At 47.1% G+C, this 23,723-nt stretch carries 28 protein-coding genes and 1 riboswitch; of the genes, 25 read left to right on the forward strand and 3 right to left on the reverse strand.

Annotated elements, in window-relative coordinates:
- Positions 1 to 84 precede the first annotated feature (84 nt).
- Positions 85 to 609, reverse strand: a complete 525-nt coding sequence (locus tag QD47_RS10105; protein WP_044646018.1) for a hypothetical protein — start codon at positions 607 to 609, stop codon at positions 85 to 87.
- A gap of 404 nt (positions 610 to 1,013) precedes the next feature.
- Between QD47_RS10105 and QD47_RS10110 the strand changes: the two genes are divergently transcribed.
- From QD47_RS10110 to rsmI, 10 genes are all read left to right on the forward strand, one after another.
- Positions 1,014 to 1,199, forward strand: a complete 186-nt coding sequence (locus QD47_RS10110; RefSeq protein ID WP_025682457.1) for a sigma factor G inhibitor Gin — start codon at positions 1,014 to 1,016, stop codon at positions 1,197 to 1,199.
- Between the two features lie 145 nt (positions 1,200 to 1,344).
- On the forward strand, positions 1,345 to 2,928 hold the full coding sequence (locus QD47_RS10115; RefSeq protein ID WP_044646019.1) for an aminotransferase class I/II-fold pyridoxal phosphate-dependent enzyme: 1,584 nt from the start codon (positions 1,345 to 1,347) through the stop codon (positions 2,926 to 2,928).
- Between the two features lie 104 nt (positions 2,929 to 3,032).
- Positions 3,033 to 3,674 (forward strand): dTMP kinase, encoded by a 642-nt coding sequence (gene tmk, locus QD47_RS10120; protein WP_044646020.1) that lies wholly within the window; start codon positions 3,033 to 3,035, stop codon positions 3,672 to 3,674.
- Positions 3,675 to 3,755: 81 nt separating this feature from the next.
- Entirely contained in the window at positions 3,756 to 4,085 is a 330-nt protein-coding gene (locus QD47_RS10125; protein ID WP_007427998.1) for a cyclic-di-AMP receptor, read from the forward strand.
- A gap of 200 nt (positions 4,086 to 4,285) precedes the next feature.
- Positions 4,286 to 4,729 carry a YaaR family protein gene (locus QD47_RS10130; protein WP_044646021.1) on the forward strand — a complete coding sequence of 148 codons (444 nt, stop codon included), beginning with the start codon at positions 4,286 to 4,288 and terminating at the stop codon, positions 4,727 to 4,729.
- Between the two features lie 150 nt (positions 4,730 to 4,879).
- Positions 4,880 to 5,875 (forward strand): DNA polymerase III subunit delta', encoded by a 996-nt coding sequence (gene holB, locus QD47_RS10135; protein ID WP_044646022.1) that lies wholly within the window; start codon positions 4,880 to 4,882, stop codon positions 5,873 to 5,875.
- A 138-nt stretch (positions 5,876 to 6,013) separates the two neighbouring features.
- Entirely contained in the window at positions 6,014 to 6,814 is an 801-nt protein-coding gene (locus QD47_RS10140; RefSeq protein ID WP_014279023.1) for a PSP1 domain-containing protein, read from the forward strand.
- A gap of 27 nt (positions 6,815 to 6,841) precedes the next feature.
- Positions 6,842 to 7,216: a DNA replication initiation control protein YabA gene (gene yabA, locus QD47_RS10145; RefSeq protein ID WP_014279024.1), complete on the forward strand. Its 375-nt coding sequence runs from the start codon at positions 6,842 to 6,844 to the stop codon at positions 7,214 to 7,216.
- 89 nt (positions 7,217 to 7,305) lie between these two features.
- On the forward strand, positions 7,306 to 8,061 hold the full coding sequence (locus tag QD47_RS10150) for a tRNA1(Val) (adenine(37)-N6)-methyltransferase (protein WP_044646023.1): 756 nt from the start codon (positions 7,306 to 7,308) through the stop codon (positions 8,059 to 8,061).
- Positions 8,058 to 8,939, forward strand: coding sequence for a 16S rRNA (cytidine(1402)-2'-O)-methyltransferase (rsmI, locus tag QD47_RS10155; RefSeq protein ID WP_044646024.1), 882 nt, complete (start codon positions 8,058 to 8,060; stop codon positions 8,937 to 8,939). Before QD47_RS10150 ends, rsmI begins: the two co-directional genes overlap by 4 nt.
- Before the next feature lie 124 nt (positions 8,940 to 9,063).
- Here rsmI and QD47_RS10160 read toward each other — a convergent pair whose 3' ends face one another.
- Positions 9,064 to 9,318, reverse strand: a complete 255-nt coding sequence (locus QD47_RS10160; protein WP_007428005.1) for an AbrB/MazE/SpoVT family DNA-binding domain-containing protein — start codon at positions 9,316 to 9,318, stop codon at positions 9,064 to 9,066.
- 330 nt (positions 9,319 to 9,648) lie between these two features.
- On the opposite strand from QD47_RS10160, the gene QD47_RS10165 reads away from it, so the two are divergent.
- The 13 genes from QD47_RS10165 (at position 9,649) to QD47_RS10230 (ending at position 22,340) form a co-directional block, all read left to right on the forward strand.
- Positions 9,649 to 10,932 carry an HD domain-containing protein gene (locus QD47_RS10165; RefSeq protein ID WP_044646025.1) on the forward strand — a complete coding sequence of 428 codons (1,284 nt, stop codon included), beginning with the start codon at positions 9,649 to 9,651 and terminating at the stop codon, positions 10,930 to 10,932.
- 41 nt (positions 10,933 to 10,973) lie between these two features.
- Positions 10,974 to 11,744, forward strand: coding sequence for a TatD family hydrolase (locus tag QD47_RS10170; protein ID WP_044646026.1), 771 nt, complete (start codon positions 10,974 to 10,976; stop codon positions 11,742 to 11,744).
- A 201-nt stretch (positions 11,745 to 11,945) separates the two neighbouring features.
- Positions 11,946 to 12,226, forward strand: a riboswitch (cyclic di-AMP (ydaO/yuaA leader).
- A 269-nt stretch (positions 12,227 to 12,495) separates the two neighbouring features.
- Positions 12,496 to 13,644, forward strand: a complete 1,149-nt coding sequence (locus tag QD47_RS10180; RefSeq protein WP_044646028.1) for a 3D domain-containing protein — start codon at positions 12,496 to 12,498, stop codon at positions 13,642 to 13,644.
- Between the two features lie 146 nt (positions 13,645 to 13,790).
- Positions 13,791 to 14,336: a ribonuclease M5 gene (gene rnmV, locus QD47_RS10185; RefSeq protein WP_044646029.1), complete on the forward strand. Its 546-nt coding sequence runs from the start codon at positions 13,791 to 13,793 to the stop codon at positions 14,334 to 14,336.
- A 7-nt stretch (positions 14,337 to 14,343) separates the two neighbouring features.
- Positions 14,344 to 15,228 carry a 16S rRNA (adenine(1518)-N(6)/adenine(1519)-N(6))-dimethyltransferase RsmA gene (gene rsmA / locus QD47_RS10190; RefSeq protein WP_044646030.1) on the forward strand — a complete coding sequence of 295 codons (885 nt, stop codon included), beginning with the start codon at positions 14,344 to 14,346 and terminating at the stop codon, positions 15,226 to 15,228.
- 148 nt (positions 15,229 to 15,376) lie between these two features.
- Positions 15,377 to 16,273, forward strand: coding sequence for a sporulation peptidase YabG (yabG, locus tag QD47_RS10195; protein WP_044646072.1), 897 nt, complete (start codon positions 15,377 to 15,379; stop codon positions 16,271 to 16,273).
- Positions 16,274 to 16,474: 201 nt separating this feature from the next.
- Entirely contained in the window at positions 16,475 to 16,753 is a 279-nt protein-coding gene (gene veg / locus QD47_RS10200; protein WP_044646031.1) for a biofilm formation stimulator Veg, read from the forward strand.
- Positions 16,754 to 16,917: 164 nt separating this feature from the next.
- On the forward strand, positions 16,918 to 17,097 hold the full coding sequence (locus QD47_RS10205) for a small, acid-soluble spore protein, alpha/beta type (protein ID WP_007428013.1): 180 nt from the start codon (positions 16,918 to 16,920) through the stop codon (positions 17,095 to 17,097).
- A 156-nt stretch (positions 17,098 to 17,253) separates the two neighbouring features.
- Positions 17,254 to 18,108, forward strand: a complete 855-nt coding sequence (gene ispE, locus QD47_RS10210; RefSeq protein WP_044646032.1) for a 4-(cytidine 5'-diphospho)-2-C-methyl-D-erythritol kinase — start codon at positions 17,254 to 17,256, stop codon at positions 18,106 to 18,108.
- Between the two features lie 185 nt (positions 18,109 to 18,293).
- The gene (purR, locus tag QD47_RS10215) at positions 18,294 to 19,133 is read left to right on the forward strand and encodes a pur operon repressor (protein WP_044646033.1); all 840 of its coding nucleotides are present in this window, start codon (positions 18,294 to 18,296) and stop codon (positions 19,131 to 19,133) included.
- Positions 19,134 to 19,295: 162 nt separating this feature from the next.
- Positions 19,296 to 19,583: a septation regulator SpoVG gene (gene spoVG / locus QD47_RS10220; RefSeq protein WP_007428016.1), complete on the forward strand. Its 288-nt coding sequence runs from the start codon at positions 19,296 to 19,298 to the stop codon at positions 19,581 to 19,583.
- A 346-nt stretch (positions 19,584 to 19,929) separates the two neighbouring features.
- A complete protein-coding gene (glmU, locus tag QD47_RS10225; RefSeq protein ID WP_152643787.1) occupies positions 19,930 to 21,327 on the forward strand; it encodes a bifunctional UDP-N-acetylglucosamine diphosphorylase/glucosamine-1-phosphate N-acetyltransferase GlmU in 1,398 nt (465 codons plus the stop codon).
- Between the two features lie 59 nt (positions 21,328 to 21,386).
- Positions 21,387 to 22,340, forward strand: a complete 954-nt coding sequence (locus QD47_RS10230) for a ribose-phosphate diphosphokinase (protein ID WP_025682473.1) — start codon at positions 21,387 to 21,389, stop codon at positions 22,338 to 22,340.
- A 69-nt stretch (positions 22,341 to 22,409) separates the two neighbouring features.
- On the opposite strand, the gene QD47_RS10235 is transcribed toward QD47_RS10230, so the two are convergent.
- Positions 22,410 to 22,610 (reverse strand): hypothetical protein, encoded by a 201-nt coding sequence (locus tag QD47_RS10235; RefSeq protein WP_044646035.1) that lies wholly within the window; start codon positions 22,608 to 22,610, stop codon positions 22,410 to 22,412.
- Between the two features lie 75 nt (positions 22,611 to 22,685).
- Here QD47_RS10235 and pth point away from each other — a divergent pair, with 75 nt between their 5' ends.
- Both pth and QD47_RS10245 read left to right on the forward strand, forming a co-directional pair.
- Positions 22,686 to 23,246, forward strand: coding sequence for an aminoacyl-tRNA hydrolase (gene pth, locus QD47_RS10240; RefSeq protein WP_044646036.1), 561 nt, complete (start codon positions 22,686 to 22,688; stop codon positions 23,244 to 23,246).
- Between the two features lie 87 nt (positions 23,247 to 23,333).
- Positions 23,334 to 23,564 (forward strand): anti-sigma-F factor Fin family protein, encoded by a 231-nt coding sequence (locus QD47_RS10245; RefSeq protein WP_025682476.1) that lies wholly within the window; start codon positions 23,334 to 23,336, stop codon positions 23,562 to 23,564.
- The last annotated feature ends 159 nt before the right edge of the window (positions 23,565 to 23,723 follow it).

Consider the following 23,723-nt stretch of genomic DNA (forward strand, 5'->3'; position numbering starts at 1 on the left):
CTTTTTGATATGGGGTTCTAGCTCATGGGGGATATGCCAGATCAGGTATAAGCTTCTATCTATATGGATAGATGAATGGCTAGTCTACTGCTGATAATATGAGGCATCTTCATCGGTGAACTTCAACATGCCATCTTTCCTTTCGCCTGTAAGACGGCTCAGGATGTATAGGCGCGGTGCAATAAGCCACAGATGCCAAAAGAGCAAGGATACAGTAAACGCTGGCGGAGACCAGAGAATGAATACAGCGGACAAGCAGATGCCAATCCATAGCGTATGTACATGCACACGGCGAAAGAGGCCGTAGCCTATGTACTGGTCTGTCATATAGCCCAGCCAAGGCAGCTTGCGGTGAAATGCCCAACGCTTGCGGAAGGCTGTTTTGCTTATGAACAGTACGGATCGGGAAATCACGAAGTGTACCCATAAGGTCAGGAAAAAAGCTAAAGCAAACAAAAACAGGCTGGTCCATGAAAAGGCAAGAAGCAGGAAAAGAAGCATAATAACAGGCAACGAGATGTGACTCCATATCAGCTGACGCGGAATACTGATTTTTTTAATGAGCTTGTAGTGATAGTAGGTAGCTTTGGTTCCGGTTTCCTCTGTCATGCAAACAGTCCTTTCATTAATCTACTGCATCACAAATGGCTTCTCGACCGCCCACAGCCGGAAAAAGGGACGGTGCTGCGCTCATGCGGCTCTGACAAGCACTAAATTGCTTGGGTAAGGCTATAGAATGATCGGCTTCTAGTGTGAGCCAACCTATTCTATAATTACAGGGAAAAGCTATCACGAATGAAGTATGAAACGGCTCCAATGAAAGGGTATCCATGTGTAGGAGCTTTTCTTATTATATCGGCATAGAAGGCTGTTTTTTAAACATGTGGGTACAAACACCATAAGGGCTCACATGGAATATATATAGAGTATATCGTCGAGTTGGGCTATGAAAAGGTTTAAAATAGTAGAAAGTGCCCCATACTAATAGTAAAAGAAACAAGGGTGGGATGGATATGCATGATCAAGGCGGCCACCGCTGCATTATATGCGGACAACACAAGCATGAAGGCATCTTTATCGTTTCCGAGTTTATCTGCGATGCGTGTGAGGCTGAAATGGTGCGCACGGATGCGACAGACGCCAAATATCATTTTTTTATTGATCAACTAAAGCAAATTTGGGTACAGAAAAATGCATAATATCCTTTGTCAGCTAGTCTTTAAAGGGTTAGTATTCCAGGGCCTGTCGGTACGGGCTTTTTTTTCTGTGAGTAAAAGTAGGATTCCGCTTGATTTTACGATAAAATAGGGTAGATATAAAGCTTTGTTTCGGAAGGATTGCAGAATGATGGGGAAAAAGGCTTCACACGCACCATTAATGGAAGCTCTATTACGTTACCGGGCTCAGGACAATGCTTCTTATCATGTGCCTGGCCACAAAAATGGACAAGTATATGAAAATGAAGATATTGCATCTCTCTTGAAAGAAGTAATGTCTATTGATGCGACCGAAATTACCGGACTGGACGATTTGCATCACCCTGAGGATGTGATCCGTGAGGGCCAGGAGCTGGCGGCGATGTGCTTTGGTGCAGAGGAAAGCTTTTGGCTGATTGGAGGAAGTACAGTCGGTAATTTGGCAATGATTTTGACCGTGTGTACGAAACCGGGGGATTTACTGCTGGTACAGAGAAACGTACACAAGTCAGTCCTGAATGGTCTTATGCTGTCTGGGGCTGCTGCGGTATTTCTGGAGCCGAAAATAGATACGACCAGCGGGCTTGCGGTTGCTCCATCGACGGATACGATACAGACCGCATTAAAAGCCTATCCTTCCGCCAAAGGGGTACTGATTACCATGCCTAACTACTACGGGATGGGACATGACCTGACAGCGACAGCTAAGGCTTGTCATGCGGCCCATGTGCCCCTGCTGGTAGATGAGGCGCATGGTGCCCATTACGGCCTGCATCCCCGTTTGCCGGCTTCTGCTTTGTCCTGTGGGGCTGATGTGGTCGTTCAATCGACACATAAGATGCTACCAGCCATGACTATGGGGGCCATGCTACACGTGCAGGGAGGATGGATTAACCGGGAGCTGCTTCGTCAGCGATTAGCAATGGTGCAAAGCTCCAGCCCTTCATACCCGTTAATGGCTTCTCTGGATTTGGCAAGGCGGCATATTGCGGTTCATGGGACGAATGCCTTTACGGAAGGTTTGGCGGCAGCAGATGCTTTTAGAAAAGGTCTGAAGCTGCTTCCACGCTTTCGTCTCGTAGAGCCTATTCAGCAAGCGCCTCAGGGGAATGAAGCCCAAGGGGGCATTACAGAGCGCTTGGAGAGGGATGGAGAGAACGTGGGCAGATATTCGACCCATGACCCTTTTAAAATGGTGCTGTACGATGCATTTGGTGTACTGGATGGCTTTGGCTTAAAGCATGAGTTGGAAGCGCATGGCTGTATTCCGGAGATGAGTGACGAAAAACATGTTGTTTTATTGTTTACGTTAGGCTCCACGATTAAAGATGCTAATCACCTGTTGCAGGCTCTTGTGCATATAAATAATGATATACGGTTTAAGGAGACGGCTGGTGGGCCGGGTTCCATGCAGAAGGAGCAATATGGACCGGATTTGGATTTTTCCACGTGGAACAATGATATTACGACGGTTTACTCTAGTCCGGTGCAGTTTGGACTTCAACCAGTTCAATCGGATCAGATGGAAGTAGTATCTGTAGAGGACTCCGCTGGCAGGGTGGCTGCGGAAATGATAATCCCGTATCCTCCAGGTATTCCACTGTTATATGCAGGAGAAATGATTACGGAACCGATTGCTCAACGAATGAGACGTCTCCGGGATTTGGGAGCCAAATGGCAAGGGGCAGCAGATGAAAAGTTGCTTACAATTCGGGTATTCCGTTTAAAATAAAGATTAGATGTTGGAGACTTAACAAATAAAAGAAGACTGAATAAAAGAAGCATATGAGCCTGTAGGTGACTCTTATTTTTTCAGGCTGGAAAGCAGGGAATGGCATGAATCGCAAAGGAATTTTTATTACGCTGGAGGGGGGAGACGGCTCCGGTAAAACAACGATGATTCAACGGCTGGCTAAGTTTATGGAGGAAGAAGGCTATCCAGTTGTCACGACGAGAGAACCAGGTGGGATCGAAATTTCGGAAAAGATCCGCTCTATCATTTTGGACCCTACCCATACCAGTATGGATGCCCGGACAGAGGCGCTTCTGTATGCGGCGGCCAGGCGTCAGCATCTGGTGGAGAAGGTAAAGCCGGCTATTGAAAAGGGAGCTATCGTATTATGTGATCGTTTTGTGGATAGCAGCTTGGTCTATCAAGGGTTTGCGAGAGGGATCGGAATGGAGGAAGTGGCTTCGATTAATCGTTTTGCGGTGGATGATTGGGAGCCGGATGCTACATTTTATCTGGATATCGAACCTGAATTGGGATTGGCTAGAATTCATGCGTCCCGGGGAGAGGGAATGGATCGCCTCGATATGGAGAGTATATCTTTTCACCATAAAGTACGAGAGGCGTATCTGGAGCTGGCCCGCAAATTTCCGGAGCGAATTACGATTGTTGATGCATCTCCCGCAACGGAGCAGGTAGAGCAAGTTTTAAAGGATTTGCTGAAAAAAGCGATTAATTCAAAACTTTAGCATGTAATTGTCGAAGGATATACGGTAAAATTGAGCTAGGGACTAGCTTGTTCCTAATATGGCTTAAAGGAGGAATACAGGATGAAGCTGATTATTGCGATTGTGCAGGATAAGGATAGTAACAGATTATCCAGCGGACTGGTGAAAGCTAATTTCCGTGCTACCAAGCTGGCGAGTACAGGCGGATTTTTGCGAGCAGGGAATACGACGTTTATGATCGGTGTCGATGACAATCAGGTGGACTCGTTGATGAATGTCATTCGCAGCAGTTGCAAGGTACGTGAACAGCTAGTCACACCCGTTACCCCTATGAGCGGGACGACGGACTCCTATCTGCCTTTGCCTGTTGAAGTACAGGTGGGTGGAGCGACGGTGTTCGTGATGCCTGTAGACCGTTTTGAGCACTTCTGAATCTACACAATAGGACCTATTCTGCCGATATGATAGGGGAATTACCTGTTTCTTGCCCGTATCATGGGAGTAAGGAACAGATCCACTATAACGGTAGCGCCAAGGCGCGGTCCCTGGAAGTCCGCTGGTTTCCCTCAGTTCCATGTTGAACTGTTTATGAAGGGAAAAAGCGGAAGTATTCGGGGGGAAAGCAGGTTTATATGAAAATAAATCCGGGCTATCGCCCTTTACAGAGTACGTTGTCTACTAATGAAATGAATGCGAAGCCCATCCAGTCCAAGAGCTTTTCCGATGTTATGCAGCAAAATGGGCAGCAGGCTTCGCAGGAGGAACTAAACCGTCGCTTTAAGGAAATTCAGATGCAGGGAGACCGTCTGGCACGCTCGATGACGATTCGTGAGCTGAAGGCTTATAAGATGCTGGTTAAACGGTTTCTGGAGGATACGGTTCGACGTGGCGTGTCGATGAAGGACACAAAGGGCTGGGATCGTCGGGGACGCAGCAAGCGGTATAAGCTGATTGATGAAGTGGATGAGCTGTTGCTCAAGATGGCAGATGATCTGCTCGAAACTGAGCAAGGCAAGATTGAGCTTTTGCAAGGAGTCGGTGAAATTAGAGGGCTGCTGATTAATCTCTCGTTTTAAATGTAGACTTCTGCCATAAACGAATACAAACGGGCTGTTGCCACGAAGGAATAATCTGCTTGCTGATGATGCTGGCAGATTATTTTTGACTATATTCATGTAGGTAACGGTTGGGAATATGAAAAATAGCAGCAGAATAGGTGAGGAAATATGTCTTTCCAAAAGATAATGGGTCAGGATATAGCTAAAAAAATGCTGCAAAGCGCACTTCGGAATGAGGCGGTCAACCATGCCTATGTATTTAGCGGGCCGCCGGGAAGCGGACAGATGAAGATGGCGCAGACCTTTGCCAAAGCATTATTTTGTGAGCGAATGACGGATGATGCATGTGGCGAATGTCTGTCCTGTCGTAAGGTAGAGCACGGCAATCACCCGGATCTGTTTATCGTAGAGCCGGATGGAGCTACGATTAAAATTGACCAGATTCGCGGACTTCAGCGCATATTCTCTTACAAATCAGAAAGCTCCAATCCGAAGGTATATATTATCCAGCAGGCGGATACCATGACAGTGCAAGCTGCAAACAGCCTGCTTAAGTTTCTGGAGGAGCCTCAGGTTCCAGTGGTGGGCATACTCATTTCGGAAAATGGACAGGCATTGCTGCCTACGATCCAATCACGGACGCAGCAGGTTCCTTTTCATGCTTTGCAGCCTGAAGTGATGATGCAGGCCTTAATCGGGGAAGGCTATACGGCAGGACTTGTCCGGTCGGCGGTTCACATTGCCTCGGGACTGGAATCATGTAGAGAAATTCTCCAGCAGAATTGGTTTGCAGAAATTAGAAACGTAGTGTTACAATTAGTGAAGGAGTCCATGAGCCGGGGAAGTTCGTCCATTATTCTCGCTCAACAGAAGATTTTTAAAACTGGACTTTCTGAACACCTGGATATTCTGTTTCATCTGTTTCATTTGTGGTTCAAGGATATGCTTCATTTCCGTTACGGAAGGCACGAAAGCATTGTTTTCATAGATCATTTGGAGTCCGTCTCCAAATTGGCAATCACCCGCAGCACGGAACAATGGGTCTCTTATATGGATTTGGCCGCGAATTGCAGGAAGAAGCTCCGTTTTCACGTCAATGGTCAATTGTGTGTAGAGCAGCTTCTGATTGGGTTGTCCGATACAAGCGGTTCCATCACCGGCTAACAGGAAGGCGCGCTTGTTCCACTCTGCACAATCCGCGACGCCAGGTTCCCGGTTTGTGCGACAGTGAGACTTCAATTGCGGCCATTCGTAACATGTCGGCTTCAAATGAGGTTTAGTGGCATACAAGGGGGTTAATTTTTGTATAGTGTAGTGGGTGTCCGTTTCAAGAAGGCGGGCAAGACTTATTATTTTGATCCGCTGGACCTTCCGGTGGAGAAAGAAAACTGCGTTATTGTAGAAACCGCACGCGGTATTGAATATGGCAAGGTTGTGGTGGGCAAAAAAGAAGTAAATGATTCGGACGTTGTCCTGCCCTTAAAGAAAGTCATCCGTATTGCCGGAGATGATGACGCTCTTGTTGTAGAAGAGAATAAACTGGCGGCCAAGGATGCATTCGGTACGTGTTTAAATAAAATCAAAGACCATGGCCTTAAAATGAAGCTGGTAGACGTGGAATTTACATTTGACCGCAATAAGATCATTTTTTATTTTACGGCAGAGGGCCGCGTGGATTTTCGGGAGCTTGTAAAGGATTTAGCCAGTATTTTTCGTACACGGATTGAGCTGCGGCAGATCGGAGTACGGGATGAGGCTAAAATGCTGGGCGGGATCGGTCCTTGCGGACGTATCCTGTGTTGCTCTTCGTGGCTGGGAGATTTTGAACCGGTATCCATTAAGATGGCGAAGGATCAGAGCTTGTCGCTGAATCCGACGAAGATTTCCGGGTTGTGTGGAAGATTGATGTGCTGTCTCAAGTTCGAACATGATAACTACGAGAGTATGAAGGAAGAATTGCCGCAGGTTGGCAAGATGGTCGTCACCTCTCTCGGAGAAGGCAAAGTCGTAGGCGTAAATGCTGGACATCGTACGGTACATGTTCAACTGTTTGAGATTAGCAAGGTCAAGGAACTTCCAATGGACGATGTAGTCGTCAAGTAAACCATTAGGTTGCTTCGGGGTGGAAACTTGGATAAATTAAATGTTTTTGCGCGTATTCACGAAATGGAAACCCAAATGGGACAGTTGCATAGCGATCTGGGTGAATTGAAACTGGCAGTAAAAGAGCTGCTGGAGGAAAATCAACGACTAACGATTGAAAACGAACAGGTGCGCAAGATGCTCAAACGTGAAACCTCCAGAGAAGAAAAGACGGCAAAAAGGCCGAAGCTTTCTCCTCCGATCGTCATTAAGGATGAAGAGGAAACGGGTGAGGTTGTCGGCGAAGGCCACGACAATCTGGCAAGGCTGTATCATGAAGGATTTCATATATGCAACGTGTATTACGGACATTTGCGAACGGAAGGCGATTGCCTTTTCTGTCTGTCATTTTTGAATAAATAAAAACAAGCCGTAGGAGCAAGGTGCCTACGGCTTTTTTGTAAGGAAGTATGGATTCAGAACGATTTGGGGTAAAAAGATGGGAGAGCGCTATGTACGAAAATGAACAGAAGTCTGAACGAATTGATGATCTATTGTCACATAATCTGCGTATTATCCAAAGTGATGAGGTGTTCAGCTTCTCCATGGATGCGGTTTTGCTAGCACGGTTTGCTGGTATTCCACAGCGTGGAAAGATTTTGGATCTATGTACAGGTAATGGGGTTGTTCCCCTGCTGCTAACGACACGAACCAAAGCAGCTATCGAAGGAATTGAAATTCAACCACGTTTAGCAGATATGGCTAGACGCAGCGTCAGCCTGAATCGACTGGAGGCAGCGATTCAGATTCGGGAAGGCGATCTACGTGAGTTGGTTCAAATCACGGGACATGGTGTATATGATGCAATTACGGTAAATCCCCCCTATATGCCGCTAAACGGTAGCGATATTAAGCTAAACCCTCATCAGGCGATTGCACGTCATGAGGTGCATTGTACGCTGGAAGAGGTCATTCAGGCGTGTACCCGGCTTGTCCGTAATGGTGGTAAAGTGTCCATGGTTCATCGTCCGCAGCGGCTAGGTGAGATTATAACACTGATGCGTGCCAACAGACTGGAGCCAAAACGGATTCGATTTGTCCACCCACGGGCTCATATGGAGGCGAATATGGTGCTCATCGAGGCGCTATGTGATGGTAAGCCGGAGGTTCGTCTGTTGCCGCCGCTCATTGTATATCAGGAGAATGGGAATTATACTCAGGAAATAAGGGATATCTATGGAGAAGTAAGCAAGGGGGATTTACAGTGAAGGCAGCGGTGCAAAAAAGTTTTATAACCGGCGGAGAAGAACGGGGCAAGCTGTATCTCGTTGCGACACCGATTGGTAATCTGGACGATATGACCTTTAGGGCGATTAACACCTTAAAATCGTGCAGTATTATAGCAGCAGAGGATACGCGGCAGACGCGCAAACTGCTCACACATTTTGATATCACGCCGGAAATGCTATTCAGCTATCATGAACATAATAAAGCTGCCAGTGGGCCTGAGCTGATACGTTATATAATAGAAGGAAAAAATTTGGCACTGGTTAGCGATGCAGGTCTGCCGGCCATTTCGGACCCAGGTTCGGATCTGGTCAAGCTGGCGCTGGAAGCAGAAATTAGCGTTATTCCCATTCCTGGGGCAAACGCAGCATTGTCAGCTTTGATTGCCTCCGGACTGGATACCGAAAGATTTACATTTGCCGGATTCCCTCCACGGGAGAAAAAGGATCTCGAGAGGCTGCTACAGTCATTTCAGGTATCTCATGGCACGATCCTGTTTTATGAGTCCCCTCATCGTATTGTGCGGACGTTGACGGTATTGAAGGAAACACTGGGAGAACGCAGAGTGGTGCTTGCACGTGAGTTGACCAAGCTGCATGAGGAATGGGTACGAGGAACGGCGGAGCAATGTCTTGCCAGACTGGAGGAGCATCCACCGCTTGGTGAATATTGCCTGGTAGTAGAAGGGAAAAACGAAGCAGAAGAGGAAGAGGAGCGACAGGCATGGTGGCAGTCCTTATCTTTGGAGGCCCACGTTGCGCATTATGAGACAGAAGGGCTGACACGCAAGGACGCTATGAAGCGTACAGCTACCGACCGCTCCATTTCCAAAAGGGATGTATATAACGCTCTTTTATGAAAACTTCCTTAAACAAAAAAGGGCCTTCCGACGGTTGGGTTCAAACCGTGGAAGGCAACAAGGAGTATATATGAAAAAGGTTAGAATTAACAATCACTTATAAGTCTATTATATACTAAAAATCTTAGTTTGTCACAGGTGTTGGAATTTCTGAGATGCAATCTTGGCAAACAATTTTTCCTTTGAAGTAAATTACGTTCTCGGCGTTGCCGCAGAAGATACAAGCAGGCTCGTATTTTTTGAGCATAATGCGTTCGCCATCAACATAAATTTCCAAAGCGTCTTTTTCGCCAATACCCAATGTGCGGCGCAATTCGATTGGAATAACAACACGTCCGAGCTCGTCAACTTTTCTTACAATACCAGTGGATTTCATCATAATAAATCAGGCTCCTCTCGCCTTTAAAATAATATAAGTGTCATGATTCGACAAATTTTTCTCTTTTCTGATATTTACTATACCAACGATTCCCAAAACAGTCAACCTTAAAAATTTACTAACAGGTTAATTATGCAAAAGTATTTAGAATAAAGAGCATGATGCGTGTGTATTACCTTATTTTATTGATGATTTAAGCCATTTGTCGATTTGGAAATGTCGAAAATCTATAATTCGACATATTACGACATATTATGTCGAATGAAGGAGATCGTTTAGGATTTTATTGTATCTTAATCCATTATTCAGAATATTAAAGGAGCTGATATCTTGCACCAGCCACTCAGTGAAGAAAAAGTTTTTAAGGACCCGGTACATAACTATATCCATGTTCAGGATACAGTGATATGGCGTTTGATCAATACTCCAGAGTTCCAACGCTTGCGCCGCATTCGGCAGTTGGGTACATCTTATCTTACGTTTCATGGAGCGGAGCATAGCCGTTTTTCGCATTCGCTAGGTGTGTACGAGATTACACGGCGTATTATTTCCCAATTTGAACGCGACGAATTTTCGGATTGGCCGAAGGAAGAAAGTTTAGTCGCGCTGTGTGCGGCTTTGTTGCACGATGTGGGGCATGGCCCGTTTTCCCATTCCATAGAAGAAGCCTTTCATATGAACCACGAGGATTGGACATGCCGGATTGTATTGGGGAATACGGAGATTAACGCTGTGCTGAGGCAAGTCGATGAGGAGCTTCCGACGAAGGTGGCTGCGGTCATTGCCAAAACGTATGACAAGCCAATTGTCGTTAACCTGATCACAAGCCCATTGGATGCAGACCGTATGGATTATTTGCTGCGGGATGCCCACTCGACTGGAGTCAATTATGGCACCATTGATCTGGATCGTATTTTACGGCTGCTGCGTCCTCATAATGGAAGAATTGTTGTGAAGGAGTCAGGTATGCATGCGGTAGAGGATTATCTGATGTCACGCTATCAGATGTATTGGCAAATTTATTTTCATCCTGTAACGCGCAGCTCGGAAATTTTATTGCGTAAGATTTTCAAGCGGGCGAAGGAGCTGTTTAGAAACGGATATGAGTTTAGTTTTCTGCTGGAACCGTTGCCGGATCTCTTTCGGGGGGAGCTTACGGTGGAACAATATTTGATGCTCGACGAATCTTTGATTCAGACAGTATTCAGTCAGTGGAAACAGGAAAAGGACGAGATTTTAAGTGATTTGAGCGCCCGTTTTATGGATCGTAAGCTGTATAAATATGTAGAGATTGAAAATATGGATACAGATACCATTGACGACATTCGGACAGCGTTGCAGCAGGTTGGTTTGCATCCCGAATATGATCTGGAAATTGATTTTCCGACGGATCTTCCTTATGATGTGTTTCGGCAGGGTGGCTCGACGGACAACCAGATTTTACTGCTTGGACGTAAAGGAGAAGTGAGAGAAATTTCCGAAGTATCGGAAATTGTGCGCTCCATTAGCGGTATTCACCGGGGTAAATATCACATGTACTATCCCCAAAACAAATTGGATGGGGTAAAGGACAAGCTTCCTGCCGAAATAAGGAATTATTTTGTCAAACAATAGACAAATGTATGCCAATAAAAGTAAATAAGGGGACATGAATTTTGAATTTATTTGACACTCATACCCATCTGGATGCGCCGCAATTTGACGAAGATCGGGAAGAAGTTATAGCACGTGCTGTCGAAGCGGGAGTAACCCGCATGATTAATATCGGATTTAATCGTGAGACGATTCCATCCACGATGAAATTAGCTGAGACGTATGATTTTATTTATGCGGCGATTGGATGGCACCCACAGGATGCGATTACGATGCAGGAGGGAGATATGGAATGGATTGCATCGTTATGCAGTCATAAGAAAGTCGTGGCGATCGGGGAGATTGGTCTGGATTATTATTGGGACACATCACCGAAGGATGTACAGCATCGGGTGCTACGCAACCAGATTGGACTGGCTCGTGAGCTGAACATGCCAATTGTCATCCATAACCGGGATGCGCATGAAGATATTGTTAAGATTTTGCGTGAAGAAAAAGCGAGTGAGGTTGGCGGAGTCATGCATTCCTTTTCCGGAAGCTGGGAGACGGCTAAAATGGTGCTGGATATGGGCTTTCACCTCTCTTTTGGCGGGCCAATAACGTTCAAAAATGCTAAGCAGCCAAAGGAGGTACTCGCACAGGTGCCGCTGGACCGTCTGCTCATTGAAACGGACGCTCCCTACCTAACGCCTCATCCGTTCCGCGGGAAGCGAAATGAGTCCGCACACGTGGGACTGGTCGCAGAGGCGGCTGCCCAAATCAAGGGAATTACGGTGGAGGAATTAGTGTCAATAACGACCCAAAATGCCTTGGGACGATTTGACATTAAGTGAAAAAGTGAAGAAATCGATCAAAATAAAGAGATAGACGAAGCTAATCATGAATTTGTTGCAGGAAACTCAAGAATATTACAATATTTTAACCGAATATTTTGAAAAATGTACTTGAAACCTGCTTTACAACATGCATAGAAACAGGATATCATCTTTTCAGTGAATTGTTGTTTGAGTGTAAACATCAACAGCTCATTTCATGAACCAGTCTCGCTGAGTCCCTTTTACAGGGAACGGGGGAACCGATATGGCTTACAGTACGTCCGGCGTATGGCAAGAAGGGAGCGTCTCTTCCGCCAGCCGGCTCGACCGAAATTCTTTCCCGGATGGGATTGAACAGGTGGAGGGGCCGTATTTCGATTTCTTTCTGGGTCTTCGGGGTGAATGTGAAGGCGACCGCCATGAGCGGTTGACCCAAGCTAGGGCGTCTCTCTACGTCCGAACCCGACAGCTAACCCCGTAAGCGTAACAAGAGAGAAGCCATCTCGTGCATGATTTTTCCGCATATTCGCACATGCCGGAAGCCACGAAAGAGCTCTCTAGTCTCTTTCTCTGGCTTTTTTTGTTGTGAATAAAAGAAAATCTGTCATCATACTGTGATTAAACAGGGGAGGACAGCATGCCGCGAAGACGGGTACATGGTGCAGGACAGTCGCATTACGGGCTTGTCTTGTAGAAAATCTGTTATAGTCACGTCAATCTCAACTATGTCTTACTCCAGACGGCGGGCTATGTAAGGAGGACGGAGGAAATGGGCATTTTCCAAAAAGAGGAGACCCATGAGTCACGCTCATCCAGCATGTCTTACGTATTGCGTTGGAAGCAAGAAAATGTGCGCCAGGCTGCTTTGGTTGCTATTTTTCTAATCGCACTAACGATTATGATTTCAATTCTGGTGTACACTGAATCTAAAAAACAGGTCTTTTTTGTCATCGATGGTAAGGCATCTGCGGTAGAAACCCGACAATCCCAGCTCCAAGATTTGCTCAAAGAGCATTCTATTTCACTTCAGCCGCATGATACGGTTTCGATGCCGCTGAACGGAGCAGTACAGGATGGGGATCGCGTAGTCATCAAACGTGCCAATCAGGTCAAAGTATCCTCAGCCAATGAGACGAAAAAATTGTACACAACAGAAAATACAGTAGAGGGTGCCATTCGCACCTCGGGCTATAAATTATCGTCAAATGATAAAGTTTATCCTGCTCTGGATGCTTCTGTTTCGTCTAACATGGACATAAAAATCATCCGTGTGAAGAAACAGCAGGTCGAACAGAAGCAACAGGTACCTTATCAGGTCATCAAAACGGCCGATCCAAGTCTTTATAAAGGCGATAATCGGGTCATCCAAAGCGGTAAAACGGGTGTTGTGGTCCAGCATGTTCAAAAGGTATACCATGACGGAAAATTGGTATCCAAGCAGCTGGTAAACAAGGAAGTCGCGCAGAATCGTGTGGATAAGGTGATTGCGGTAGGAACGAAGAAAAAGCCGGTCGTTCTGGCTGCTTCCGTCGGTCCTGAAGATGCCGTTAAGGCAACACGGGTTAGTTCGGACAATGCTGTCCGTAAAGCAGGTGTGAATTTTAAATATAACAAAGTATTACAAAACGTCTCCATGACGGCGTATTCGTCACAGGAGCCAGGTATCGGTACACGTACCGCATCCGGCACGCGTGTCACGGAAGGACGCACCATCGCTGTCGATCCGAGTGTGATTCCAATCGGCTGGTGGGTGTATATTGAAGGGGTGGGCTTCCGCCGTGCGGAGGATACCGGTGGCGCAATTAAAGGCCACAAAATCGATGTGTATTATGAGAGTTTGAGTCAAGCCAATCAGTTTGGTCGGAAGCACGGTAAAACCGTATATGTGATTGGACCAGTGAAGCCTGAAATGAACTAAAAACGTGTTGTATATGTTTAGGGCAATGCGATAGTATTAACATCATAGTTATGCATGCTAAGAAGAGGATACCCTCTTCTTATTTTGTTTTCAAAAGCTGGGAAAGATGAATATAGCTGACTGTGTAGCAGTGGAGGGAAACGCAAATGATCAAGGAAGTGATCGTGGTAGAGGGTCGGGATGATACGGTGGCTATTCGCCGTGCTGTCAAAGCGGATACGATAGAAACGGGGGGCTCCGCCATTAATAAAATGACGCTGCGCAAAATTGCGCTGGCGCAGGAGCGGCGGGGTGTCATTATTTTGACCGATCCCGATCATGCAGGGGAGCGTATCCGCAAAATTATTGCCTCCAAGGTGCCCGGCTGCAAGCAGGCCTTTATACCAGAGGCAGAAGCGACGCGCAAAGGGGATATTGGCGTGGAGAATGCCTCGCCTGAAGCGATCAGACATGCTCTCGCACGGGTGCATACGACGGTGGAAGGGGCCGATCCGCTAATTGATTGGGCGGACCTGATTGACGCCGGACTTATCACCCACCCGAATGCTGCTGCACGACGTATGACTTTGGGTAATGTGCTGGGTATTGGTTACTGTAACGGTAAGCAGCTACATAAACGGCTCGCTGTGTTCCAGATCAGCCGTGAGGAATTTGCCGGTGCGCTGGCACAAATTGAAAGTGAAGGATTGTGATATCCGTATGACAGGGATTCAAGATATAGCAACACCACGGCGCACGAAGGAAATTATTCAGCGGCACGGGTTTTCGTTCAAAAAGAGTTTGGGACAAAATTTTCTGATTGATCAAAATATTCTGAACAAGATCGTGAATGCTGCGGGATTGGACGAAACGAAGGGCGCACTTGAGATCGGTCCGGGGATTGGCGCTTTGACTGAGAAGCTGGCGCAAACGGCCAAGGTAGTTACTGCTGTGGAAATTGACCAGCGGCTCCTGCCTATTCTCGAAGAGGTGCTGGCCCCTTATGAGCATGTGAAGGTACGCCATGGGGATGTGCTAAAGCTGGATTTGCGAGAGGTGTTCGCTTCCGATTTTGCCGGGGTTAGTAAAGTGAGCGTCGTCGCTAATCTGCCGTACTACGTCACTACACCGATTCTGATGAGGCTGCTGGAGGACAAGCTCCCTCTGGAGAATATCGTCGTCATGATCCAAAAGGAAGTGGCTGAGCGTATGGCAGCGTCTCCTGGGACGAAGGATTATGGCAGTTTGAGTATTGCAGTGCAATATTACAGCGAACCTGAATTGGTCTGCATCGTACCGAATACGGTGTTTATTCCCCAGCCGAATGTAGAATCGGCGGTCATCCGTTTGCGTGTGCGGGAAGTGCCTCCGGTAGAGGTGGTGGACGAGCAGCATTTCTTCGAAGTCGTACATGCTTCATTTGCCCAGCGTCGCAAGACCATTTCGAATAACCTGAAAAGCCGCTTCTTTACCAAAGAGAACAGGGACACGCTGGAGCCGCTGTTGCTTCAGGCAGGCATAGAGCCTTCCCGTCGGGGCGAGACGCTGAGTATCGAGGAATTTGCGCGTCTGAGCGCTGTGTTGCTGGAAGCCGGGATTTCCTGACCTGACGCACGAGCTATCGCTTAGCAGCAGTCAGAGAGTCTCTGGTTGCGCTTTGCACGGTTGTGGCTGGTTTGTATAAGCTCTTGAGCATGATAAGGAACCAAACTGTGCATTCACCCATACGATATGGGAGGGGTGATACAGTGTGATGATTTTAGGAGACTTGGTCGTTCGAAAATCGTATGGCGGAGATGTCACGTTTCGCGTTGAGGACATCCAGCGGGATAAAGCGATCATTAAAGGGACGGAATTTCGGCTGCTTGCCGATTCCCCTGTGAACGATCTGGTCAAGGTGCCTGCAGACCAGATTAGCAGTAAGACACGGCAGGCCCATATTAAGGCGGATGAGTCTCTCAATCTGTTGCAGCAGGCACGGCAGAAGCAAGCAGCCCGCAGTCAGGCGGCTTTGATCGGGGAGTGGAGTGATCCGGTGGAGTCGACGTATTTTGAAATGCCCGGCAAGGTACTTCATCTGGATGGGGACCCCGGTTATTTGAAAAAATGTCTCAGCTTATATGAGCAGCTTCGCGTTCCTGCAGAGGGACATCATGTTCACGAATCAGCTATGGCCGACACGTTGTATCGGCTGCTTCCCCGTATTCGCCCGGATATCGTAGTCATTACCGGACATGACGGGGTATTGAAGCAGCCGCAGTCTTATGATTTATATAGCCTGAAAAGCTATAAAAATTCGCAAAATTTTGTGGCGGCGATCCAGGTAGCGAGACAATATGAACGTCATCTGGATTCATTGACGATTGTGGCGGGAGCGTGTCAGTCCCATTTTGAAGCGCTGCTGCGTGCAGGAGCGAACTTTGCCAGCTCACCAGGGCGTATCCTGATTCACGCGCTGGACCCGGTATATGTGGCTGCCAAGGCTGCCTTTACGTCCATCCGTGATACAGTCAACATGGGCGACTTGTTTCATCAGACGATCAGTGGCAGCCGTGGAGTGGGTGGTATCGAAACCCGGGGAAGCTATCGTATCGGTCTGCCGAAGCTGGAAAATTTGTCGACTCTTAAAGTAACGCCTTCCGCAATCTAAGGTTTGAACCTGTTAAATAGGATTTATCTGGATAAAAAGCCTCTGGGTACAGGGGCTTTTTGGCATTTTTATACGCATTATTCCTGTTCGCAAAAAATTAAATTGACAACTTATTTTTCGTGTTGATATAATATTTAGCTTGATTTGACATTGTCTCTAAAATTCGTTATAATGGACAAGGAAAGAGGTGGTCGTTAGGCAATGGCTAAAAATACGCTGTTGGAAATCAAACGCAGTCTCGACGCACATGTAGGGCAAAAAATTTTGCTGCGGGCTAACGGCGGACGCCGTAAGACCGTCGAACGAACTGGTGTCTTGGAAGAAACGTACCCTTCTGTTTTTATCGTCAAGCTGGATCAGGAGCAACAAACGTTCAAACGTGTCTCCTACAGCTATGCTGACATTCTTACCGAGTCGGTGGAAGTTACTGTATATGATCCCGACTCCCATACAAGTGTCGAATGTTTTGACACACCTTAATTGATTTTATGTAATCTATACCGGCTTTGCAGGTTTAACGGCGGCTTCGTCATTCCAAATGACGGGGCCGTTTTGTATATATGGGGCAGGATGAAGCATCGCGTCTTTGCGCATACTAAGGCGGGAATGATCTTCCTTATTCCACTGTCGAAGGAGGCGTATGCATGAGTCGGAGAAGACGAAGTGTCATGTCGGAAGAGCTTAAGTATGAGCTAGCTAAGGATCTTGGATTTTACGATACGGTCAAGGAAGAGGGCTGGGGAGGCATTAAGGCCAAGGATGCGGGCAATATGGTGAAGCGGGCCATTCAGCTTGCAGAGCAGGCAGCCTCCCGCAAATCGTAGCCATCGTTAGTGCTTCGGTAGTACTGATGAAAAAGCGGGGATCTCCGGTTTTATACCGGGTGGTCTCCGCTTTTTTGAACCTCATGACTTGACACGCTGAGTCTGATATAATATGTTAAGCTGTCTTGAGGGAAAAGTTGAAGGTGGGTGAACGCCTTGAAAATATACGAAAAAGCACCGGCAAAAATCAATTTAATGCTTGATGTATTACGCAAACGGGATGACGGATATCACGAGGTTGAAATGATTATGACCATGGTCGATCTGTCTGATCGTTTGACCATGTCCGAGCTACCACGTGATACCATTATCATTTCAAGCCAAGCCGGGTACATACCGCTAGATGAGAAAAATCTGGCTTTTCAGGCCGCGCGTCTGATTAAGGAACGTTATGATGTCTCTACGGGCGTGCATATCCATTTGGACAAGCATATCCCGGTAGCCGCAGGGTTAGCAGGCGGAAGCAGTGATGCCGCGGCAGCGCTGCGTGGGCTGAACAAGCTGTGGAAGCTTGGCATCTCGGATGCTGAATTAAGAGTACTGGGCGCTGAGCTTGGTTCTGATGTGCCCTTCTGTATTACAGGTGGTACGTCTTTAGCGAGTGGACGCGGGGAATTGCTTAGGCCACTTCCGAATCCACCCCAATGCTGGGTCATTCTCGCGAAGCCGCCGATTAATGTATCGACGGCTGAAGTGTACGGACGCGTCAAAGCGGATCAGATCACGCATCACCCGTCTGCCCGGCAGATGGAGCAAGCGATCCGCAACGCTTCTTTTACCGATGTATGTAATGCGCTCGGGAATGTACTGGAGGATGTCACACTCAAGCTGTACCCGGAGGTGGAGCATCTTAAAAACTCTATGATTCGATTAGGAGCGGATGGGGTGCTGATGTCAGGCAGTGGTCCTACGGTGTTCGGGCTGGTGTCGAAGGAAGCCAAAGTACCGCGCATCTATAACGGACTCAGAGGATTCTGCAAGGATGTGTATGCAGTACGACTTCTGACCTGATTATGGTTATTTATTTCTAATTTTAGTGGTATTTGTTGTACAAATACGTACGAAGATGATATATTTACTATTAAATATTCGGATTTTACTATATCACTTACATTCCGCCAGCAGCCGGCCAGTCCGCCGGTGCTTTTACTGTACAAAGCGGGCGGCAGGAGAAGAATAGATCGCGAGGAATTGTTGTGAAAAAACTTAAAAGAAGCTCACGATTGGTGGAAATGACACAATTTTTGCTGTCACGGCCGCATACGCTGGTGCCTCTTACGCATTTTGCGGATCGTTATGGGGCGGCTAAATCGTCCATAAGCGAAGACCTGGCCATTATCAAGGAAGTATTTGAGGATGAAGGCATTGGTGAGCTTCTGACGTTGGCGGGAGCGGCAGGAGGCGTCAAGCTGATCCCAAGACTGTCCAAGCAGCATGCACTCACATTTGCGAATGACCTGTGTGCACAGCTGGAGCAGCCGGATCGCATCTTACCCGGAGGATATCTGTATCTGTCGGATCTGCTGGGTCAACCAGCGATGATGAATGAGGCTGGTAAAATATTCGCTACTGCGTTTGCCAACAGACAGATCGATGTAGTCATGACGGTGGAGACCAAAGGGATTCCGCTTGCCTATGCAACCGGGGCACAACTGAACTTGCCCGTTGTCCTCGTACGGCGTGATCATCAGGTAACGGAGGGCTCGGCAGTGAGTATTAATTACGTCTCAGGGTCACAAAAGAGCCTGCATACGATGTCATTGTCCAGACGGGCGATGCGCGAGAAATCGCGTGTACTCATCGTGGATGATTTTATGAAGGCAGGTGGCACGATTCAGGGGATGGTCGACTTGCTGGCTGAGTTTGATGCTGAGGTAGCCGGAGTAGGTGTGCTGGTAGAATCGGGCGAGGTGGAGAATGGAGAACGCTTGCTGCACGATTATATTTCACTGGCGAATCTGACCGCGGTCGATTCTCGAAGCAAGCAAATTACAGTCAAGCTGGGGAATTATTTTGATGAATCTACAGGTCAGTAAATGTCACAATTCATCAAAAAATACCTAAATATGTCGAAAAGAAATCTTTTCAAAAAAATTACCTGAATTTAGGATACGTTTTGTCCAAAAAAAGAAGGAATTCGAAATGCTGTGTGGAATGTATACACCAAGTCCTATTTGGAAAAAGGTGGTGAAACACACATGCAGATTACGGATGTTAGACTCCGCCGAGTGAACTCAGAAGGAAGAATGAAGGCGATTGCATCCATTACGATTGATAACGAGTTTGTAGTTCATGACATCCGAGTTATCGATGGTAATAACGGGATGTTCGTGGCTATGCCTAGCAAACGCACCCCGGACGGAGAGTTTCGCGATATCGCCCATCCTATATCTTCAGGAACCCGGGAGAAGATCCAGGCTGCTGTACTAACTGAGTACGAACGCGCAGCGGTGGATGAAGAAGTAGCTATTGAAGAAGGCGCTTAATTCGCCTAAAGCAAGATTGGGGTACAAAAGAAAAAGGGGGCCACAAACTGTGGCTCTCTTTTCTTTTTGTCTGGAATGAGATATATTCTTTAATGAGTTAACAGTCAGTTTTAAGGCAACTTGGAGCCATCCGGGCTGCCGAAGCGACTTTTTCATAAGACAGGGATCAAGCAGCAATGCGTCCCGGGGGATGAATGTCCAGCACAAGCTGGCCTGAAAAAATAGCCATTAACTAAAGGTTCACCGTTATTTTTCAGGAGGATTGTGAAAAGGTAAGAAAAATCTGATCTGGAAATTAACGTTTTAGCCAAAGGGAAATTGTTATTTTCAGGATAGGAGGTTGGACTTGTTGGAAAGGTTGGCAGTCATTCTTGCCGCAGGGCAGGGAAAACGTATGAGATCCAAATTATATAAAGTTCTGCATCCGGTATGCGGGAAACCGATGGTCGGTCATGTACTCGACACGGTTCGTGACATCGGAGTGTCCCGCAGTGTGGTGATTGTGGGTCACGGTGCGGAAGCGGTACAGTCTTATTTGGGACCGTCGGCAGAATATGCGCTTCAGGCAGAGCAGTTGGGAACGGGGCATGCTGTCAAGCAGGCCAAAGACTTGCTCGGTCAGGAGAAAGGTACGACCATCGTCATCTGTGGAGACACCCCATTGATTACAGCGGAAACACTGGAGGGCTTGGTGCAGCTACATGAGAGTCGGGGAGCGGCCGCAACAATTCTGACCGCTGAGTTGGACGACCCTAAGGGATACGGCCGGGTCATCCGTGATGCTGCGGGAGCAGTGCTCAAGATCGTGGAGCAGAAGGATTGCTCACCTGAGGAAGACGCTGTTCGGGAAATCAACACAGGAACGTACTGCTTTGATAATGCCAAGCTGTTCGCAGCTTTGGACAAAGTAACCAACACCAATGCACAGCAGGAATACTACCTGACAGATGTCATTGGTATTTTGCATAGCGAAGGCGAGAAGGTTGAGGCATATTTAACAGATGATGTGTCGGAATCCATCGGTGTGAACGATAGGGTCGCTTTATCAGTGGCTGAGGGATACATGCGAGAACGCATTGTGCGCAAGCATATGCTGAACGGTGTGACCATCATTGATCCGTCCTCTACCTACATCGAGAGTGAGGTTGTCATTGGCTCCGATACAGTGCTGTATCCGAACACATGGCTGCGAGGTCAAACACAAATCGGTGAAGATTGTGTGATTGGTCCGCAGACTGAGATTCAGGATACCCTTATTCATTCTGGCGCAACGGTGAAACATTCGGTGTTGAACGAAGCTGAAGTGGGCAGCAGTACATCTGTGGGTCCGTTTGCCTATCTGCGTCCGGGTGCGAAGCTGGGTGAGCATGTGAAGATTGGTGATTTTGTTGAGGTGAAAAATGCGACCATTGGTGATCATTCCAAGGTGTCCCATTTGAGCTATGTCGGTGATGCCAAGGTAGGTACAAACGTTAATATCGGTTGTGGGGCAATAACGGTTAATTATGATGGGTATAATAAATCTATTACAGAAATTGAAGATGATGCCTTTATTGGCAGTAATGTGAATCTGATCGCCCCAATTAAGATCGGAAAAGGTGCTTATGTCGTAGCAGGCTCCACCGTAACACATGCTGTCCCTGATAACGATCTGGCCATTGCCAGACCGCGTCAAGAGAACAAAGCCGGATATGCGGATAAAATCCGCGCGCGTGCCAAAGCGAAGAAGAAAAGATCGGAATAACCTTAATCAGCAAGCTGTTGGATCTGTAATGAATGAATCAGCACGGAGGGTTTCTATAAATGACTTATTGCGATTCCAAACTCAAAATATTTACTTGTAACTCCAATCCGAAGTTGGCCCACCAGATTGCGGACTATATCGGAATTCCAATGGGGGAATCCCATACCACATCGTTTAGTGACGGTGAAATCCAGATCAAGCTGTCTGAAAGTGTACGCGGTTGCCACGTATACATTGTGCAGTCGACTTGTCTGCCAGTTAACGACAACTTGATGGAGTTACTGGTTATGGTTGATGCACTCAAGCGGGCTTCCGCCAAAAGCATTAATGTCGTTATGCCATATTACGGCTATGCCCGTCAGGATCGGAAAGCACGTTCACGTGATCCGATCACGGCGAAGCTTGTCGCTAACCTGATTGAAAAAGCGGGTGCTCACCGTGTAATCAGTATGGATTTGCATGCGATGCAAATTCAGGGATTCTTTGATATTCCGGTGGATCATATGTTCGGTGCGCCAATTCTGGCCCAGTATTTCCGTTCGAAGCAGATTGAAAACCCGGTTGTCGTTTCCCCTGACCACGGCGGTGTTGTGCGTGCGCGGAAGTTAGCGGATTTCCTGAATGCCCCGCTGGCTATTATCGACAAACGTCGTCCTGAGCCGAACGTAAGTGAAGTAATGAACATCATCGGAAATATTGAGGGTAAAACCGCTATTCTGATTGATGACATTATTGATACAGCGGGAACCATCGTGCTGGGCGCGAATGCGCTCAAGGAAGGCGGCGTAACGGACGTGTATGCGTGCTGTACGCATGCCGTGCTCTCCGGGCCTGCTATGGAAAGACTGGAGAATTCACCGTTAAAAGAGGTGGTCGTGACGGATACCATTCCGATCGTTCACCCCAATCCGACAAGCAAGCTGAAGGTATTATCTGTGGCTCCATTAATGGGAGAAGCCATTATCCGTGTGCATGAGGAATTGTCAATCAGCAAACTGTTTGAAATCGAATAAGCGCTGGCTCATTAAAAAAAGGGGTTGCCTTTTCCAACTGGAAAAGGTAACCCCTATCAGCATGTCAGGCTAAAAGCCCGGTCTGGATATAAATGTGAAGCGCTGACGATTGTATAGCGTGTCCTCCATTTCGACAAAATGCTCGTTAAAACGCGCAATGATGCCAATCTGGATATGTACATTCCCGTCATAGACTTGGACAGGAACCGAATGTTTTAAATGATATAGAAAATGGCTGTCATATAAGAGGATATTACCCTGATTGAGCATACCAGCACGCACCTTCCTGTTCAGTATAACTATTTTACCAAAAAATCAAGACTTCGAAAGAGGGTGTCACGGTTTATGAAGTGGATTGTAGGATTGGGCAACCCCGGTCCCCAATACGAAAAAACGAGACATAATGTTGGATTTATGGCGCTGGATGCTCTGGCCGCCCGTCATAACATCCAGATTAACCAAAGTAAATGCAAGGCGTTGATTGGAGAAGGACATATTGGTGGAGTGAAAACCGTGCTGATCAAGCCGATGACCTATATGAATCTCTCAGGCGAGTCTCTGCGTGCTTATATGGACTATTACAAAGCGGATATGGATGATTTGGTCGTGGTTTACGATGATTTGGATACAGAAGTCGGCAAAATAAGACTCCGCTATCAAGGTAGTGCAGGCGGGCATAACGGGATCAAGTCGATTATCCAGCATACCGGCACACAATCCTTTAATCGGGTTCGTATGGGCATTTCCCGCCCTGAACCTGGCTACGCCATCGTGGACTATGTTCTGGGAACCTTTCCGAAGAAGGAGAAGGAATTGCTGGCTGGAATGATAGAGGACACGTGTGATGCTTTGGAATACAGCTTGGGTCATCCTTTTGAACGGACTATGGCTGAATTCAATAAGTAAGGTCCGGAGCAGGCAGGATGGGCTTAAATGGAAGTTTGTTGGACATACTGAAAGGTATAGAAAACTTTCAGGAGGCATATACATTACATGATTGTGAATTATGTATGCAGACATTGTCGAACTTTCTTGGGACGGATTGATTCCGCAGCAATAACCGAAGAAAGGTTGGGCTTCCATTCCTTGACCCCTGCCGAACGTAGAGATATAATAGCGTATAATTCGGGCGGTGAAGTGACCGTCAAAGTCATTTGCGAGCATTGCAACCAGGCGCTGGAAAATAATCCGGAGCTAAGCCTGCTCGTAAATCCGCTCCAATAACAGGTATTCAACTGGTCTCATGTACCAGCTTGAGAGGTGAAGCGGTAATCCCGCTTATGGAGCCTTGGCAGCCTTGCTGAGGCTTCTTTTTCAGTTTGCTGCTCTCTCCCAGAGTAAGCGTGTAATACCTGTTGCTATTCAGTTACATGCCGTTATTGT

This window comes from Paenibacillus terrae, from assembly GCF_000943545.1.
Lineage (GTDB): Bacteria > Bacillota > Bacilli > Paenibacillales > Paenibacillaceae > Paenibacillus > Paenibacillus terrae_A.

Coding starts and splice junctions, on each gene's coding strand:
- QD47_RS10105 (WP_044646018.1), bottom strand. CDS start 609: ATGACAGAGGAAACCGGAACCAAAGCTACCTACTATCACTACAAGCTC.
- QD47_RS10110 (WP_025682457.1), top strand. CDS start 1,014: ATGCATGATCAAGGCGGCCACCGCTGCATTATATGCGGACAACACAAG.
- QD47_RS10115 (WP_044646019.1), top strand. CDS start 1,345: ATGATGGGGAAAAAGGCTTCACACGCACCATTAATGGAAGCTCTATTA.
- tmk (WP_044646020.1), top strand. CDS start 3,033: ATGAATCGCAAAGGAATTTTTATTACGCTGGAGGGGGGAGACGGCTCC.
- QD47_RS10125 (WP_007427998.1), top strand. CDS start 3,756: ATGAAGCTGATTATTGCGATTGTGCAGGATAAGGATAGTAACAGATTA.
- QD47_RS10130 (WP_044646021.1), top strand. CDS start 4,286: ATGAAAATAAATCCGGGCTATCGCCCTTTACAGAGTACGTTGTCTACT.
- holB (WP_044646022.1), top strand. CDS start 4,880: ATGTCTTTCCAAAAGATAATGGGTCAGGATATAGCTAAAAAAATGCTG.
- QD47_RS10150 (WP_044646023.1), top strand. CDS start 7,306: ATGTACGAAAATGAACAGAAGTCTGAACGAATTGATGATCTATTGTCA.
- QD47_RS10160 (WP_007428005.1), bottom strand. CDS start 9,318: ATGATGAAATCCACTGGTATTGTAAGAAAAGTTGACGAGCTCGGACGT.
- QD47_RS10180 (WP_044646028.1), top strand. CDS start 12,496: ATGGGCATTTTCCAAAAAGAGGAGACCCATGAGTCACGCTCATCCAGC.
- rnmV (WP_044646029.1), top strand. CDS start 13,791: ATGATCAAGGAAGTGATCGTGGTAGAGGGTCGGGATGATACGGTGGCT.
- rsmA (WP_044646030.1), top strand. CDS start 14,344: ATGACAGGGATTCAAGATATAGCAACACCACGGCGCACGAAGGAAATT.
- yabG (WP_044646072.1), top strand. CDS start 15,377: ATGATTTTAGGAGACTTGGTCGTTCGAAAATCGTATGGCGGAGATGTC.
- veg (WP_044646031.1), top strand. CDS start 16,475: ATGGCTAAAAATACGCTGTTGGAAATCAAACGCAGTCTCGACGCACAT.
- QD47_RS10205 (WP_007428013.1), top strand. CDS start 16,918: ATGAGTCGGAGAAGACGAAGTGTCATGTCGGAAGAGCTTAAGTATGAG.
- spoVG (WP_007428016.1), top strand. CDS start 19,296: ATGCAGATTACGGATGTTAGACTCCGCCGAGTGAACTCAGAAGGAAGA.
- QD47_RS10230 (WP_025682473.1), top strand. CDS start 21,387: ATGACTTATTGCGATTCCAAACTCAAAATATTTACTTGTAACTCCAAT.
- QD47_RS10235 (WP_044646035.1), bottom strand. CDS start 22,610: ATGCTCAATCAGGGTAATATCCTCTTATATGACAGCCATTTTCTATAT.
- pth (WP_044646036.1), top strand. CDS start 22,686: ATGAAGTGGATTGTAGGATTGGGCAACCCCGGTCCCCAATACGAAAAA.
- QD47_RS10245 (WP_025682476.1), top strand. CDS start 23,334: ATGATTGTGAATTATGTATGCAGACATTGTCGAACTTTCTTGGGACGG.